This is a genomic window from Paenibacillus amylolyticus (genome assembly GCF_036894225.1).
Taxonomy (GTDB): domain Bacteria; phylum Bacillota; class Bacilli; order Paenibacillales; family Paenibacillaceae; genus Paenibacillus; species Paenibacillus amylolyticus.
In genome coordinates, this window is sequence record NZ_CP145892.1 from 6,496,330 (window position 1) to 6,512,631 (window position 16,302).

A 16,302-nucleotide genomic window follows, 5' to 3' on the forward strand; every position below is an offset into this window, starting at 1 on the left:
ATCGCTTGCCTTTTTTTCGTTTCAGTTAAAGCGGAGTGATTCTAACTTACGATTTAACAGCCCCTGCCATAGCACCTCCAACAATGAAACGTTGCAAAGCAACATACAGGACAACCAGCGGCAAGGTAACAATCAGAATGCCACACGCGAGCAGCGGCCAGTTGTTCATGTACTGTCCATAAAATGTAAAGAGTCCTTTGGTTACCGGCTGATAATTCGGATCAGATAAATAAATGGTCGGCCCGATAATATCGTTCCATACACCAATCGCGGTAAGAATAATACCTGTTGCCAGGATTGGTTTCATTAACGGAACAAGGATAGTGAACAGATACCTTGTATACCCGCACCCGTCCATGGCAGAGGCCTCATCCAGTTCACGCGATATTGATTTGATATAACCCACAAACATGAGAAAGGCAATGCCCGTACCTGTCGTCTTCAATAAGATGTACCCGATTTGGGTGTTGTAAAGACCCAGATTATTGATCAGGGAAAACTGCGGAATGAGCGGGTTGGGAAGGTACATGGAAATCAGAAAGAAAATATAAATGAGTGTGCTGAATTTAACATATCTGCGTGCGAGCGGGAATGCAGCAAATATAGATAAAATCAACGTCAGCAGGGTGGACATCCCTGTATAGAGCACACTGTTCCACATATACTGAGAGAAGTTCCCTTTGTTCCATGCTTCGGAAAAGTTCTCAAGCCGGATCCCTTCAGTAAGAGCTACAGGATCGAGCAGATACTCTGTCTGTGTCTTCATGGATACATTGAACAGATAGAATAGAGGGAAAACGTACAACGCAAGCATGAGCAGAACGATAACGTAGCTGACCATTCTGGACGTTTGGCTCTGTTTCATTACGCTTCCACCTCTCTTCTACGAAGGTAAAATAAAGCAACCATCGATATGGTAAATACAAAGAGGAACTGAATCATCGCCACAGCAGAAGCTAAACCGTAATCAGCCGTTCCTGTGCCAAATGCCGTAGCATAAACATCAAACGCAAGCGTCGTTGTATTGAACTTGCCGCCTGTAAGTACATAGATAATATCAAAGGTTTGCAATGCCCCTATGATAGACAGGAGCATGTTAACGGTGAATGCAGGAGCAATCATGGGGAATGTAATGTTCGTAAATGCTTTCCATCCCGAAGCACCATCCATGTAACCCGCCTCATACAGATCGCTCGGAATAGACTGCAGACCTGCAAGAAAAATCGTCATGGAGTAACCCATGTACATCCAGATTTGAACAAAAATAATCAGTTCGAAGGCGATATTATAATCGCCAAAAAAGTTGGAACTGGTACCCAAGAAATTCAGAAAGGACTGGGCTGGTCCGCCCAGCGGATTTGCAACGAGTTGCCAAATGAGTCCAGACACAGTAACCCCCAGCACCACTGGCAAAAAGAATACCGCGCGATATAATTTATCGCCTCTAAGCTTTTTATTGATCAAAATCGCTATAAACAAACCCACTGCATTTTGTATGATCACAACAGCAAACGCAAAGTATAAGGATCGCCCAATAGCATCCATTCGGTCTCCAGCATTGGATGCACCAAAAAATGTTTTATAGTTTTCAAAGCCGATAAAGCTCCATTCCTGGCCCCGAACACCAGTAGCATCTGTAAACGAAAACAGTATCGTCACAAGTGATGGACCGAAGCCAAACACGACATAAAGTAACAACGGAATGCTCAAATACAGATAAGGAATAAGTCTTGCCTTACCTTTCCCAAACGGATACATCGTCCTCACACCTTTCATGGGGTAAAACTAAGACATAAGAAAACCGGAATAACAGCCTTGTCTGGCCTGAAGGCTCAGACCCGAGCGCTATTCCGGCGCATGCGGCCAACTTGTGCCATGAATATGAATGATTATGAATTACTTTGGAGCAGCAGCATCCCAGTCCGCTTGGGATTTACCTGCAAGCTCTTCCGGTGTTGCAATCGGTCCGGCTGGTTGGAGCATCTCTGCGTGAACGCTGGCCTCCGAAATGTACTGTCCTACATTCTGACGGTTAATGAACAACTGATCCCAAGATAGTTTAAAGTCCTCCAGGTAAGGCTCAATGCCTTGGATAAACTCACTTGTCATCTCCACATCAGGCTGTGTAGGCAGGAAGCCGGCTGCATTCACAAATTCCGTGTAGTTCTCTTTCTCCGATAACATATCAAGCCATTTCATTGCGTAATCCTTGTTCGGTGAGTTATCCACCACCATCCAGGTCATATCGTATTTACCCGCCAGATTTTTGTTCTTGGCTGCATCATTGCTACCTGGAATTGGGAAATATCCAAACTTCAGATCAGGGTTGGCCGTTTGAATTGTTGTTGCATCCCAAGTGCCGTCAGCAATCATAGCCACCTTGCCTGTAGCGAACAAACTGGGCAATGTTCCGTAGTCAATACCCATGAAACCAGGCATTGCATTGTTCATCAGATCCTGAGATTTCTGCAAGACTTCAAGTTGAACCGGATCAGTCAGCTTGGTTTCACCAGTCCATAGACCTTTGATATAAGCAAGCTGATCTTCATGAATAGAGGCCTGAAGCCCTTGCACCGCAAGACCTATTGGCCATACATCTTTACCCGCCAGACCCAGCGCTTCGACACCATTGTCTTTGAACACTTTGATAACATGTTGCAATTCATCCCAGGTTGTAGGGATTTCCAGATTATATTTTGCGAAGAGTTCCTTATTGTAGAACAGTCCTGTGAATGCCACCTTGCCCATGTTTACACCGTACACCTTATCGTTATACGTCATTGCGTTCTGTACATCCGCTTCATTGTAGTTTTTGATAAAAGATTGATCAGACAGATCACTGATTAACCCGGCATCGATCCATTGCTTCCACATCGGATCAGCAGCACCACTGGACCATTCCTGCGGAGCGCCTACAAAGCTTGATTTGAGTGGAATGATATCCACATCCCCATTACTTCCGGCGTTCATCCGTGTTTGCATCAACTGATCGTAAGTCGCGTCTGCCGGAACGGTAGTATACTCCACCTTTACGTCCGGATATTTCGCTTCAAATTTCGTATTAAACTCTTTGATGTAGTTGTTAATATTCTCTTGCTGCCAGTGAATGATCTTCAAGGTAACTTTTTTGCTGCTGTCTGTAGCCTGAGTTCCTTCTGATTCCGAAGAGCTGCTACTACAAGCGGCGAGCACACATAATAAAGCGGTTACAAGTACAATGGCTAAAGTCATTTTCTTCATTTTCGTTGTCCCCCATATTTTTGAATTAAATCTACGAAATCAGTTTCGTTAATTTCACCCTTATTATGACTTCAGATCTTTATTTTGTAAATAGTCATTTTGTTTTTTTGATTTCCATGCTCCAACCCGCTTGAAAAAAGCTTTATTTATTGCTGTATACGTTGAAATCAAGGTAACCTTTACGATAGTTACGAAAGTTACGAAACACAGCACATGACATAATTTCATATACAGCCCCAGATAACCCGGTTTTCCTTTAAATGGACTAAAAATCTGTAAAACAATTAAGATTACGAGCTAAAATTAGTCTTTATTTTCGCAACAAACCTCCTTGATCACTTCAAACCTATGGATGCATATTATTTCAAGTGTGAAACCCTCTCTCTGCTGTTGACTCTCCGGTCTATGTAGCATAGAATACTTGCAAGAAAGCGAAAAAACCGATACAGTCCCAGTTTACGAAACTAGTTTAGGAATCCGAGGGATGTTTATGAATATCAAAACGATAGCGAGTTTAGCCGGCGTGTCTGTAGCCACGGTGTCCAAGATTATCAATAACTATCCAGATATTAGCGAGGAAACGCGCCAGCGTGTGCTTAAAATTATGGAAGAGACAGGCTATCGTCCATCTTCTTCAGCCAAAACACTGGCAACCAAAAAATCCAGCCTCGTTGGCGTTGTGTTTGCAGGGAAGCTGAACGTGGATTTCAGTCACCCTTTCTTCGTACAGGTTATCAATGCGTTTAAGAAACAAATTGGCTTGCTTGGATACGATCTACTCTTCTTCTCGAATGAGAAGTTTCTGGATCAGGGTGAGGACTACTTGGCGAGATCCAAGTATTTTCAAGTGGATGGCTGTATTATTATTGCGGGGGATGAGGTCGAGAGCAGCATATTCGATCTGGATGCCAGCCCGATTCCTTGTATCGGAATAGATATCGAGCTAACAGGACAAAGCTCCTGTTACATCATGTCCGATAACGATAAGATCTCAACCAAAGTTGTAGAACAATTTTATATGAACGGTTATCGAGATGTTGGTTTTATCGGGCTGGAGCGCGCCTCTCTTGTGATGCAACAGAGAGAGATGGCTTTCAAACGTTCACTAAATCAGTTTAGTCTTGATGAAAAGCCCGAGTGGGTTGTATACAGCAAAGATTATGCCGCAGCGGATGGATACGAAGCGGCCAAGAAAATGCTCGCCTGCAAGACTCTGCCACGTGCCGTGTTTGCAGCCACAGATCTACTTGCCTTTGGAGCTATTCGTGCCTTTAAGGAAGTGGGGTTACGCATTCCAGAAGATATAGCTGTGGCAGGTTGTGATGACATCGAAGCCTGCCGTTATACCGATCCACCGCTAACAACCGTCAAGCAGGATACGGACAAAATTGGACGCCTTGCTGCCATGATTCTGTTTGATCTGATGAACAAACAAATGGATAATCGTTGCATTAAAGTTGAGCCGGAACTGGTTGTGCGTCAATCCTGTGGCACAGCCATGCTGCTGGCACAGGAAATCTGAGCGTTAAGTCTTTGGGACTGGCTGCTTCAGATCAGCTCACATCCTGGGCATAGCGAATTTTTCATAAAACTCCACACCAAGAAGCAAAAAGGGGATGTCCCATAAGTCATGAATATGACAGGGGACATCCCTTGTTTGTGTTATTTTGTTTTTAATAAACTTGAGACACGCTATTCGCTTCCATTTGCCGAGAAAGTTCCTGCTATCTGGAAGCGGCAGCAGGCAGCTTGCCCTCTACTGTCTGCAAGTCAGACCACCCCGGCCGATCAAGTTCAATGAGACGGCGGTATCGCTCTTCCCCAGCCAGCAATTGTTCGTGAGAACCTTGCATGGCAATCTTTCCATTTTCCATAAAAATAAGTTCATCCATCTGTTCCGCACCAATCAGGTGATGGGTGACCCAGATCATCGTTTTGCCTTGCAAGCTATCCAGAATGGTGCGCATCAACTCTCGTTCCGTCAACGGATCAAGCCCTACGGTTGGTTCATCCAATATAATAACAGGTGTCTCCCGAAGCAGTACCCGGGCCAGAGCGATCCGTTGCCTTTCCCCACCGGAGAAACGCAGGCCCGTCTCCAGCATTGGCGTATCATATCCCTGCGGCAAAGATTCGATTAGACCGGATAACCCTACTTGGGCGGCCACCTGACGAATCTCCTCATCCGTTGCATGTGGACGACCAATCCGCAAATTATTGGCTACCGTGGTGTCGAACAGGTGTGGGCTCTGATTCAGCACTGCGATGACATCAGTGACACTCTCACCCAAGGTCTGCACAGGCATATTATTGATCAGAACTTTCCCCGCAGATGGAAGCAATGCCCCCTGAATCAGCTTCAACAAGGTTGATTTGCCGCCGCCGCTTCGTCCAAGAATAGCTAATCGTTTGCCTTGTGGCAGATGAAGGGATACGTCCTGTACGGCGTAGGAATCATCCGCTGCATAACGGTAACTTACGCGATTAATCTCGATGTCTGCTCTGAGTTTGGGTGGAATGCGAAGACGAATTCGTCTGTCCGGGATATCATTCGCAGCTGGCAAGGACTCGGATGGCTGTCCAGCCATCACGTTGCCGTTTTTTACTACAGAGATCGAGTCACCCGTTCCATCAGCATAACCGGCTCCATTCTGCCCCGGAAGATACCCTTTCCCTTCGAGCTGTTTCAAGCTATCCAGTGATTCCCGGTACTGTGGAAGATGCTCCACTGCATCCCCTACAGGCAGAAGTGATTCCGTAAGTGGAAATAACACCAGCACAAAAGCAGCAATCATCACGCCAGTTAATTGTCCGACAGAAGCGGCATTTCCGGCCCATAACGTAACCGATACCACCAGCAGGCCAATGACAGACTGGGCCATCAGATCACGCCAGCGTGTCCAGCGCCGCAACTTGCGACGAATCGCGTCAACCTGTTCCTCCGCTTCTTCCTGCTGCTGAACAAATTCAGCCGCTCGTCCACTTGCAAGCCAATCTCCCAGTCCAAGTACACCGTCGGTCAGACGGGTATACAACCTGCTGTTTTCCTTTTTCATCCGTACACGCCATTTCCACGTCACTTTCAGAGAGATCGCAGGTAACACGGCAACGAGAAATAACATGTACAAGCCCATCCACACCGCAAATCCTAGATCAACACTGCCAAAGGCAATCACAGCCCCACCGTACATCACAAGTGCGGTAACGGCGGGAAAAACAGTACGCAGATAAATATCCTGCAGCCGCTCCACATCATCGGCGAGTGCTCCAAGTACATCCCCGGTCTGCATACGAGAACGCAGGAACAGGGCCTGTGGCTCCAGAATGCGATATAATTTCACCCGTTGGTCGGCCAATACCCGCAGTACGGCATCATGTCCTGCCAATCGCTCGATATATCGAAACACGGCGCGGAATATCCCAAATGCACGTACACCAACAATGGGTACATACACCATCAAAATATTTTCAGGACGCAGCGCAGACTTGGAGATCAGAAATCCGGAGGTGAACAGCAGCAGTACCGCACACAGTGCAGCGCATGTACCCAGCGCAATAACTGCGATGAATCTCCAGCGGTACTGTGCCACATACGGAGCAATCCAGCTATTTTTTTCTTTTCCGTTACGGACGGTCTCCATATGCTCATATCCGGACTTCATTTTATATCGCCTCCATCTGGGCCTGAATCATCTGATAATATACACCTTGTCTTGCCAGCAATTCCTGATGTGTTCCCGTCTCTGCCACTGTGCCGCCATCCATGACAATAATTCGATCCATATGTGGCATCCAATGCAGACGATGGGTAGCCAAAAATACAAGTTTTCCTTCAAATAGCGGCAGCATCGTCTGTTTCAGTTCATACTCTGTCTCTACATCCAGATGAGCTGTCGGTTCATCAAGCAACAGGATGTTTCGTTTACTAAGCAAGGCCCTTGCCAGCGCCACGCGCTGCTCCTGCCCACCACTGAGCTGTCTGCCGCCAGCCCCAATAGGCTCATGCAGCCCACCGGATAATGAAGACAGTAGCTTGGTTAATCCAGCTGCGCTAATGGCCTTCGCCACTTCCGCATCCGATGCCTCCGGCATGTAGAAACGAACGTTATCGGCCAGGCTTCCACTGAAGATATACGGATGCTGCGGGATAGCTGCCGTCTGTCTTCGCCAGGATTCAAGCATATCCTGTGTCACAGGCTGTCCGTTGGCTAATACTTGGCCTGAAGTAGGAAGCTGAAATCCAGCCAATACGTCAATCAACGTGGACTTTCCTGCTCCGCTGGCACCAATAATACCGATTTTGCCAAGACCCGTGATCTGAAATGTGACATCCTTTAGCGAATAAGGACCTTCATCATCATGCCGTACCTGTACATCCGTTAGTGCCAATCTGCTATTCTCATTCCAAGAGAACACCGAGGAAGAGGAAGAAACAAGCTCAGGAGTAGTAGAAACAGAAGCAGGATCAGGAGCAAAATGCCCCGCAGCCGTTTTATCGTTCAACATGACACGTATGGTCGAAGTGCCTGCTTTCCTTTTACCCGAAGATAACGATGATGCAGATCCCGTCCCATCCTCTGCCATGTCCGCATGCGCAACAACGTTTGCATAAGCTTCTTTCTGTTTCCGTTCAGCAGCTTTCCCCCGTTCAATCACCTGATTAATGGCCGCTCCGGCTTCCTTACCGTCCAATGTGGCATGATAATCAGCGCCGAGCATACGTACAGGCAGGAAATATTCAGGTGCCAAGATCAGTACCGTCAGCGCAGGGCCAAGTAGCATATGCCCTTCTGTCAGACGTAATCCCAGACCAACTGCTACGGAAGCAACGGACAACATCGTAAAGAAATCGAGTGCAAACGAAGAAAGAAAAGCCATGCGCAGAGTAGACATCGTTGCTTTCCGATACCGCTGACTGACCCGCAAAATGGACCCTTCATGTGTTTTGCTCTGTCCCAATGTTTTTAGCGTTTCTAGTCCACGCAAGGTATCAACAAAATGGTTAGCGAGTGCTTTGTAAGATCTGAATTGTCCGTCTATCTTACGCTGAGCTACGAGGCCAATCAGAATCATGAATACGATCAGGATTGGGAGTGTCAGCATCAGAATAACCCCGGACATCAAATCCAGCTTGAACATATACAGCAAAATGACGATGGGTGTGAATCCTATGCCCAGCATGCGAGGAATAAATAGTTCCAGATACGTCTTGTATTGAGCTGTTCCCTCACGTGCCAGTGTGACCAGATGGCCTGTGCCCTCTGTCTTGGCATAACGCGGCCCGAGCCTGAACCACTGCTCCACCATCTGTCTGCGCAGATCAGTCCCTGTCCTCTCCGCATATCGTGAGGTCACGAGTTGTAACCAGAAGGATAGGGCGTAGCGGGCGGCAAAAGCAGCCAGGAACAGCAGCAGTACAGGGTACTGCTCCGTTACGGATGAACCTTCAAATAATGCCGTTATGGCCTGTGCTAGCCATTTAGCCTGCATAATGATCGTCATCGCCTGTAGCATCACCAGCGCTGAGGCCAGCGCAAGTACCGGCCGGATGCCCGGCAGCTTCATCAGCCCCCGTCCCATATCAGTACTCCAGGTGGTGCTGCTCGTTCAGGCGTTTACGGAAGATATAATAACTCCAGATCTGATAACCAAGAACAAACGGCAGCAATGTGCAAGCTACAATGGTCATTACTTTCAATGAATACGCACCCGATGCGGCATTGTATACAGTCAGGTCATACGCCGCCCCAAAGGAACTCACCATCACTCTTGGGAAAAGTCCGATAAAGACCGAGGAAAAGGCAATTGCAATCACTGCTCCAGTCATACCAAAAGCCCAGCCTTCACGCTTCTGACGAACAAAGTATGCTGCAAGTGCAAGCGAAACTGCGCCAAGTACAACCATGATCCAAAGAGCCCAGCCTCGTACGGCGAACACATCCGTCATGAAATACGTCATTAACGCGTAAACAGCGAGTAGCGCAGCCAGCGGCAGCATCAATTTTTGCGCTGTCTTCAAGGCACGCTCTCTGAGATCACCTACTGTTCGTAGTGATGCAAACAGCAATCCATGAACCAGACACAGCAGGGTTACGCTCAAGCCACCAATCACGGTGTACGGATTAACAATATCGAGGAATCCTGCACGCAACTGCATCTCCCCATCAATGGGCAGACCTTTCATCAATGTGGCAAAGACCACGCCGAACAGGAAAGGCAAGAGCGCGCTGGAGACCACAATGATGATGTCCCACGTTTTGCGCCAGCGCTGCTGTTTCATTTTACTGCGGAATTCGAAAGCAACACCGCGACCAATCAAGGCAAGTAACACCACCACAAGTGGCAGGTAAAAACCACTGAACAACGTGGCATACCAGTGCGGGAAGGCAGCAAACATCGCGCCCCCTGCCGTAATCAGCCATACTTCGTTGCCATCCCAGAACGGACCGATCGAGTTGATCAGGGTCCGACGTTCGCGGTCCGTTTTGGCAATAATACCTGTAGACATCCCCACACCAAAATCAAAACCTTCCAAAAAGAAGAAACCAACAAACAATACGGCAATTAGCAAAAACCACAACTCACTTAGTGACAACGGAATAACCTCCATCCACGCCGAACGGATCGGCCGATTCATCGTGATCTTCTGGCTTCTCGACCGCAAACGGTCCTGCCTTGATCTCACGTACGAACAGGTATACCATCACGATTCCGAGAACCGTATACGCAGCGGTAAAAGCAATGGTCGAGAACAGGATCATTCCTGCGGATACGTTCGGTGATACACCGGCTTCGGTTGTCATATAGCCAAATACTGTCCATGGCTGCCTTCCAACTTCGGTCATAATCCAACCTGACGTATTGGCGATAAACGGCAAAGATATGGCAAATACCATCAGACGCATAAACCACTTTCCAGCGACCTCCAGCTTCTTGCGCATAGCCAGAAACGTACCGTACAGAGCCAGCACAATCATCAAACCACCCGCTGCGATCATAATGCGGAAACTCCAGAACGTTGTCCGTACCGGCGGGATGTAATCCCCCGGTCCATACGTCTGCTGATACTCAGCATTCAGTTCCTTCATACCTTTGACACTACCGGAGAACTGGCTGTAGGACAGGTAACTAAGTAACCCAGGGATTTTGATCTCACCCGTACTCTCCTGTTTATCCGGGTCAATAAAAGCGACCACCGTCCATGGTGCCGGATCTTCTGTCGTTGTCCATGTGCCCTCACTGGCTGCCATCTTCATCGGCTGTGTCTCCACCAGATATTGCGCCTGGAAGTGACCCGAGAATGCGACGCCGAATGAGGAAATAAGAGCGATAATGATCGCAATATTAAACGATTTGCGGAAGATCTCCACATCCTGCTTTTTCATCAATTTGTAGGCACTGATCCCGGTTACGACGAAGGCCCCTGTCATCAATGCCCCAAAGACTGTATGTGGGAACTCAACGAGAAGCTGACCATTTGTGATGAGTGCAAAGAAATCATTCATCTCGGCTCGGCCGTTGTTAATCTCAAACCCAACAGGATGTTGCATAAATGAATTGGCTGCCAGAATCCACAGCGCGGACAGGAATGTGCCGACAAACACCAGCCAGATGCAGGCCAGATGCACTTTTTTGGACAAACGATCCCACCCGAATATCCACAATCCAATAAATGTAGACTCCATAAAAAATGCCAGCAGCGCTTCAATAGCCAGTGGCGCACCGAACACGTCCCCCACAAACCGAGAGTACTCGGACCAGTTCATGCCAAACTGGAATTCTTGCAGAATACCTGTGACAACCCCGACGGCAAAGTTAATCAGGAACAGCTTGCCCCAGAACTTCGCCATCGTTTTGTAGATTTCCTTACCCTTAACAACGTACAACGTCTCCATGATTGCAACCAACAGTACAAGACCGATGGATAGCGGGACAAAAAAGAAATGGAAAATCGTTGTAAGTGCATATTGGATACGCGATAACATAATCGGATCCATACCGTTACCCCTTCTTTCTGTTCACTTCGCAGTATGCGTATTTGGCATTGAAGCTGCACCTTCGCTGTCTGTCCGCCAAATACGTTGATGAACGTATTGTGCCAGATTACCTATTTTATACATGTGAGAATTATCACAATCTTCGTCTCTAGAGCAAAAAAAAGTGATCCTGGTCACACAAAAGATAAAATTCAGCCTATTATCACAGCATGCCAACTGCATCTATTCATGGAAGATACTCATGTTTGGGACGGAATGCCCATATGTTAGTCTCAGGCATATCATGCGAAGTACCGTGAGGGCTTTACATATGAAGTGAAAGCATGAAGCACATGCAGAGTGAAGACGCTCCATATTACAGTCAAGGTGAGGTGAACTATTCATGGAAAAACCTGCACCACTACCAGGTGAAGACACCGAAGCCAGCCTGGATAAGGCCAGTACAACACAGCCCCCTGTCCGGTATGTTCTCTTCCCTCGCAAAGGAGGTTGGTCATCCTTTCCCTATCCCGATATTGCTGCACTGCTGTCGATCGAGGGAGAGGTCTACTATGTCAGCAGCCTGACGCAAACAGAAGATGTGCCTCCGGTCATTACCGCCATCTCCCTCCCTGAGGCTGAGCAGCTATTGCTGGAACCTCGCACCGTAGCCGTGGTCGCCCATCCCTACTGGCTAATAGCTACGGCTTCGCTGGAGCCTGAGCTATGTATTGCCCTGCTCCCTGAGCCTGCTGGAAACGAAGCAGAATCTCCGCTATGGGAGAGCAGTATTTCCAAACTGGTCGGCATCGCCGATCTGGTAGGCACATCCTCCGAAACACGTTATATGAAGCTGTTATTCCAAGGCGTACGTGCTATCTGGCTGGGCGGAGAAGACCCTGCACCTGCGGGTACGATGCAAAAGGATGATCTCGAAGTCCCTCTCCGGGACTACGAACTGCTCTTCTTGCATGCGCTGCGGCAGATCCTGTCAGGCACTCCAGATAGCGTCACCCTGCTTCAATGCAGTGTACGTGCCGACTTCTACCGTCAGCTCCGTGCCAAAGCAGGTGCACATGAGACGATATCCTTTTTGCTGGCAGCCTATGAGTACTTGCTTGAAGATCCGCGGGCCGTCCATTCGTTGCAAGAGGCCTTCACCCATGCGGTCATGAATGGTCGCAGTGATTGTGTGGTCTCCCATTATCGATTCCTGTCTGCCATCCATGCCCGGGCTGGACAGTTGGAGGACGCCCTGCGGGTGTATGGAATTAGTGCAGCAGATGAACAAGAACGGCATCATTATGAACAGTTATGTCGCTGGCTTGAGGCAGGAGAAGATCAACTTGTACGAGCGGAACTACTCCGTATGAACGATGATTACGGAAATGCCCTGCGTATCCTGGACGAACTTGGCGGAGAAACGGCGCGACATTGGAAATTCCGCATTTACCAGGAGACTGGACGTGTGGAAGAAGCACTGGCTCTGGTGCATGCAGTCGATATTCAGGATGATGCCAGTCGCCGGGATTACCAGCAATTATCCGGCAGTGCGCTGGCACTGCGAGGGGAACGACACGGGGCAGTCCGACATTTCCTTGAGACAGCACTGGAGGATGAAGATGCGCTGGTCCGGATTGTCGAGCTGGAGCTGTTGGATCATGCTGTACAGCAATTGCTTGGGGAGGTGCCATGATGCTGGACCCAAAGAAGCGTAGACAACAGTTGAATGGACCAATGGTGCACAGGGATATCCGAACCGAAACCACTTACACGCCAACGGAAACAGTCGATCGAACACATACAGACGCATTGGGAAATGGCGATCACACCCCGGATCATGCACAACCAACGCAGGACATCCGAAGCCAAGTGCATCACTGGAATGATTCACAAGGTCAGGCAGAACAGAATGCTGCTGTAACACATGAGGAAACAAGTATATTCAAAGAACCCTTCTCCATTCGTCGGGTTCGCAAAAACAAAGGCAACAAGCTGACCGCCATGCTCCAGGTTCGCAATGAACGTGGCCGATACCTTGAAGAAGTATTGCATGATCTGAGTGAGTTCGTGGATGAGATCGTCATTGTGGACGATGCCAGCACAGACGGAACACCGGACATATGCAAAACCTATCCAAAGGTGGTCCGTCTGGAGGTATTGGAGAAACCACTGTTCGCCGAGGAATGGCGACTTCGCAACACCTTGTGGCAAGCGGCTGCGGGAACATGTCCCGACTGGTTGCTCTCAGTTGATGCGGATGAGCTGTACAGCTCAGAGGCCAAGAAAGCCATACGCACTTTGATTAATCAGGAGTATGCGGACTGGTTTGCATTCCGATTCTACGATATGTGGGGTGGCCGGACCCACTACCGGGAAGATGATCTCTGGTGTCTGCATAAACGGCATACTGCTTCACTTGTACGGTATATGCCTGGATATCCTTATTTTTATCCACAACAGAATCATCATGTTCCCCGCCTTCCCTTGTCCTGCACGGTATTGCCTGGGGTCAGCACGGAATTGAAGGTTCAGCATCTCGGATGGGCAGGCAGCCTGGAGGATCGGGTTCGTAAATATTTGCGTTACAAGCGCATTGATCCTAGCGGTGAGTGGGGCAATATTGCACATTACGAGTCTATTCTCGATCCGGAACCTCGGCTGATTCCCTGGAAGGAGGGACCGTGAGATGGGCGTGGTGAGTATTCTGACGCATAGTTTCACCGACGGGTACAACCGGGAATTCGGTCGTGTATTTGGTGGTGGACTGGAGCGATATATTCTGGATCTGTGCAGTGTCATCCGAGGACTCGGGCATATTCCCGAGGTTCATCAGCTCTCTTATTTTGAAGCATTCCAGACTCGGACGGAGCAGATTGACGTATTTGGTTATTCGTACGACATGGATAATGTACCGGAAGCCTTTGACCGGATGGCAGCAGCAGCGCGCGGCCCAGTGATCTATGCCAGCTGTCTGTGGCAACCCATCACCTACAAACCCGGCAGTCTTGGCATCTGTCACGGCATTAACTGGGATCGTCCCGGACTGCCACTGGAGACCAAACAACAAGTCGCGGAACATATTCAACTGGCTCTGGATGGACTCGTGCGCATTGTATCCGTGGATTCCCATTTCCAGACCTTTTGCCGGGCTGCGTGCACCTATACCGATCCAAGGCAGGTTGTCCTGATTCCCAATGCGGTGGATACGTCCTATTTCACACCAGCTCCACCAACGCGAACCTTCGAGCAGAAACAGGAAGACGAATGGCTTGTCGCATGGAAGAATGATCTGGCGAGTCATGAAGAAAATGTTGGTGCAGTTATATCAGGAGTGCAAGCTGTAGAAGGCAAGGATGGAACGAGTGGTGCTGGAGCGAACAGTGGTAAGGCTAACAGAGATGGAGGTGGAGATACAGATAGCGATCAAGAACGAGAGGGGAAAGAAACGGTAGATCTCCATTTACAGTTATCGAAACGGGGAGAAGTCGAGGCAGATGGCGAAACGTATAGGTTTGCTCATAATCACCGGAATTCAAAGGATTGGGCTACGGAGATTCTAGTAGAAGCAGATGCTGAGTATCAGGTTAATGGTCCCATCCAAGGACAGGTTGAAAAGAAAGCTGTGGATGCTCCTGCGCCCTCTCCCCGTCCAATTCGCATTATCTATCCACGCCGCATCAGCATGGAACGAGGCATTATTCCGATGATGCTGGCAGCAGATAAGCTATTGGGGGCCTTTCCCGATCTGGAGATTGAATTTGCCGGGGAACTGGTCGAAGGCAGTACGGTGGGGAGAGCCTTTCGTTATTGGCATCGTACTCATCCACATGCGGAGCGAATCATTCAGCGCACGTATGATTTTCGGGATATTCGTGGGGCCTACCATCAGGCAGATATCGCCGTAATTCCAACCGTGTTCTCGGAGGGTACCTCCTATGCCTGTCTGGAAGCGATGAGCTGTGGACTTCCGGTAATTGCCTCCAATGTTGGCGGATTGAATGATCTGATTCAGGATGGTTTTAATGGGCTACTGGTACCTCCTGGCGAGCAGGAACTAACCGTCGCACTGGTACGTCTTGTACAGGATCGGGCCGAGCGAGAACGACTGGGAATCTATGCGCGCGAGACTGCACTGTCCTATGATCTTGCCAGGTGGCAGAGCCGGTGGAGCACGGTGTTGGAATCTTTTTTGGCAGAGACAGGATTGAAGGAGGGAATTCGGGGATGATGGATACGCCCAAGGCAACGGAATTCATGGAATCAAGATACATTCGGCAAAGTGACCCTAAAACGGACACACTGGTCTTCCCGCTGCATCCGGCATGGTGGAGCCGTCCCTACGAATATGAATGGGCCCGGCGGTTTGCACGTCCAGATGATGTGGTCCTTGATGCAGCCTGCGGCATCTCCCATCCGTTCAAATTCTGGCTTGCCGAACACTGCCGCGAGGTTCACGCCTGTGACTGGGATGAACGCATTTTGTCTGAAGAGGCGATAAGACTGGATATTGTTTCTGATTTTGGGGAGCAAGCCGCTCAGGATCTGCCGGAATCAACTCTCGTCCGATTGCACCGTGCACAGGCTAATCTGGCCCAGCTTCCGTACGAGTCGGGTAAGTTTGATCGGGTGTTCTGTATCTCTGTATTGGAGCATCTGGATACGGGCACGATGCTGCGAGCTTTTCGTGAATTCGCTCGGGTGCTGAAACCAAACGGACAGTTGATCGCCACCTTCGATGTACCCGAGATGCGGCCGGATCTGCTGGAGACAATCATGGCTGTCACCGGATTAACCATTGAAGATAAGCTGAATGTGAAAGAGCCAGACGATGCCATCTGGTCTGATATGTACGGCGCACCGATCCGCTGTTTTCGAGCGGTGATATGCAAAGGTTGAGACTGATTGGGTTGCGTTGAGTTAAATGCAGAGGGGAAAATTGAGGGCTTAAGGGCTCGACCCATTAGCAACGGAACAATACACGGTTCGGGCAATGCTCCGATTACCGGTAGCTCCGTTGCTTTTGCAATTTCAATCGGATGGGCTAGTGCGGGAATATGTGGGGATGTACAGGGGTTGGAGGTTG

General features: G+C 48.9%; 12 protein-coding genes. 5 read left to right on the forward strand and 7 right to left on the reverse strand.

All coding sequences use genetic code 11. From position 1 onward, the window contains the following. Positions 1–46: 46 nt before the first annotated feature. From V6668_RS28600 to V6668_RS28610, 3 genes are all read right to left on the reverse strand, one after another. On the reverse strand, positions 47–865 hold the full coding sequence (locus V6668_RS28600; RefSeq protein ID WP_074092669.1) for a carbohydrate ABC transporter permease: 819 nt from the start codon (positions 863–865) through the stop codon (positions 47–49). Continuing rightward, complete coding sequence (locus V6668_RS28605) at positions 865–1,758, reverse strand: carbohydrate ABC transporter permease (RefSeq protein ID WP_036613007.1); 894 nt, start codon at positions 1,756–1,758, stop codon at positions 865–867. Before V6668_RS28605 ends, V6668_RS28600 begins: the two co-directional genes overlap by 1 nt. A gap of 138 nt (positions 1,759–1,896) precedes the next feature. Beyond that, the gene (locus V6668_RS28610; RefSeq protein WP_338707262.1) at positions 1,897–3,240 is read right to left on the reverse strand and encodes an ABC transporter substrate-binding protein; all 1,344 of its coding nucleotides are present in this window, start codon (positions 3,238–3,240) and stop codon (positions 1,897–1,899) included. Between the two features lie 490 nt (positions 3,241–3,730). Between V6668_RS28610 and V6668_RS28615 the strand changes: the two genes are divergently transcribed. Continuing rightward, positions 3,731–4,762 (forward strand): LacI family DNA-binding transcriptional regulator, encoded by a 1,032-nt coding sequence (locus tag V6668_RS28615; protein WP_036667984.1) that lies wholly within the window; start codon positions 3,731–3,733, stop codon positions 4,760–4,762. 202 nt (positions 4,763–4,964) lie between these two features. On the opposite strand, the gene cydC is transcribed toward V6668_RS28615, so the two are convergent. From cydC to V6668_RS28635, 4 genes are read right to left on the reverse strand one after another with little or no spacing between them, the layout of a single operon-like run. Further along, positions 4,965–6,902, reverse strand: a complete 1,938-nt coding sequence (cydC, locus tag V6668_RS28620; RefSeq protein WP_338707263.1) for a thiol reductant ABC exporter subunit CydC — start codon at positions 6,900–6,902, stop codon at positions 4,965–4,967. Position 6,903: 1 nt separating this feature from the next. Then, positions 6,904–8,820, reverse strand: coding sequence for an ABC transporter ATP-binding protein/permease (locus V6668_RS28625; RefSeq protein WP_338707264.1), 1,917 nt, complete (start codon positions 8,818–8,820; stop codon positions 6,904–6,906). Position 8,821: 1 nt separating this feature from the next. Further along, the gene (gene cydB / locus V6668_RS28630; protein ID WP_235200799.1) at positions 8,822–9,877 is read right to left on the reverse strand and encodes a cytochrome d ubiquinol oxidase subunit II; all 1,056 of its coding nucleotides are present in this window, start codon (positions 9,875–9,877) and stop codon (positions 8,822–8,824) included. Beyond that, positions 9,822–11,237 carry a cytochrome ubiquinol oxidase subunit I gene (locus V6668_RS28635; protein WP_338707265.1) on the reverse strand — a complete coding sequence of 472 codons (1,416 nt, stop codon included), beginning with the start codon at positions 11,235–11,237 and terminating at the stop codon, positions 9,822–9,824. The genes cydB and V6668_RS28635 overlap by 56 nt, the downstream gene beginning before the upstream one ends. A gap of 382 nt (positions 11,238–11,619) precedes the next feature. Here V6668_RS28635 and V6668_RS28640 point away from each other — a divergent pair, with 382 nt between their 5' ends. Genes V6668_RS28640 through V6668_RS28655 form a run of 4 tightly spaced genes read left to right on the forward strand, consistent with a single transcriptional unit; the run spans position 11,620 to position 16,115 of the window. Beyond that, positions 11,620–12,912 carry a hypothetical protein gene (locus V6668_RS28640; protein ID WP_338707266.1) on the forward strand — a complete coding sequence of 431 codons (1,293 nt, stop codon included), beginning with the start codon at positions 11,620–11,622 and terminating at the stop codon, positions 12,910–12,912. Further along, the gene (locus tag V6668_RS28645) at positions 12,909–13,904 is read left to right on the forward strand and encodes a glycosyltransferase (RefSeq protein ID WP_338707267.1); all 996 of its coding nucleotides are present in this window, start codon (positions 12,909–12,911) and stop codon (positions 13,902–13,904) included. The genes V6668_RS28640 and V6668_RS28645 overlap by 4 nt, the downstream gene beginning before the upstream one ends. Position 13,905: 1 nt before the next feature. Continuing rightward, on the forward strand, positions 13,906–15,447 hold the full coding sequence (locus tag V6668_RS28650; RefSeq protein WP_338707268.1) for a glycosyltransferase: 1,542 nt from the start codon (positions 13,906–13,908) through the stop codon (positions 15,445–15,447). Beyond that, positions 15,444–16,115 (forward strand): class I SAM-dependent methyltransferase, encoded by a 672-nt coding sequence (locus tag V6668_RS28655; protein WP_338707270.1) that lies wholly within the window; start codon positions 15,444–15,446, stop codon positions 16,113–16,115. Before V6668_RS28650 ends, V6668_RS28655 begins: the two co-directional genes overlap by 4 nt. Positions 16,116–16,302: the final 187 nt, after the last annotated feature.

Coding starts and splice junctions, on each gene's coding strand:
- V6668_RS28605 (WP_036613007.1), bottom strand. CDS start 1,758: ATGTATCCGTTTGGGAAAGGTAAGGCAAGACTTATTCCTTATCTGTAT.
- V6668_RS28615 (WP_036667984.1), top strand. CDS start 3,731: ATGAATATCAAAACGATAGCGAGTTTAGCCGGCGTGTCTGTAGCCACG.
- V6668_RS28625 (WP_338707264.1), bottom strand. CDS start 8,820: ATGGGACGGGGGCTGATGAAGCTGCCGGGCATCCGGCCGGTACTTGCG.
- V6668_RS28640 (WP_338707266.1), top strand. CDS start 11,620: ATGGAAAAACCTGCACCACTACCAGGTGAAGACACCGAAGCCAGCCTG.
- cydB (WP_235200799.1), bottom strand. CDS start 9,877: ATGAATCGGCCGATCCGTTCGGCGTGGATGGAGGTTATTCCGTTGTCA.
- V6668_RS28645 (WP_338707267.1), top strand. CDS start 12,909: ATGATGCTGGACCCAAAGAAGCGTAGACAACAGTTGAATGGACCAATG.
- V6668_RS28600 (WP_074092669.1), bottom strand. CDS start 865: ATGAAACAGAGCCAAACGTCCAGAATGGTCAGCTACGTTATCGTTCTG.
- V6668_RS28650 (WP_338707268.1), top strand. CDS start 13,906: ATGGGCGTGGTGAGTATTCTGACGCATAGTTTCACCGACGGGTACAAC.
- V6668_RS28610 (WP_338707262.1), bottom strand. CDS start 3,240: ATGAAGAAAATGACTTTAGCCATTGTACTTGTAACCGCTTTATTATGT.
- V6668_RS28655 (WP_338707270.1), top strand. CDS start 15,444: ATGATGGATACGCCCAAGGCAACGGAATTCATGGAATCAAGATACATT.
- cydC (WP_338707263.1), bottom strand. CDS start 6,902: ATGAAGTCCGGATATGAGCATATGGAGACCGTCCGTAACGGAAAAGAA.
- V6668_RS28635 (WP_338707265.1), bottom strand. CDS start 11,237: ATGGATCCGATTATGTTATCGCGTATCCAATATGCACTTACAACGATT.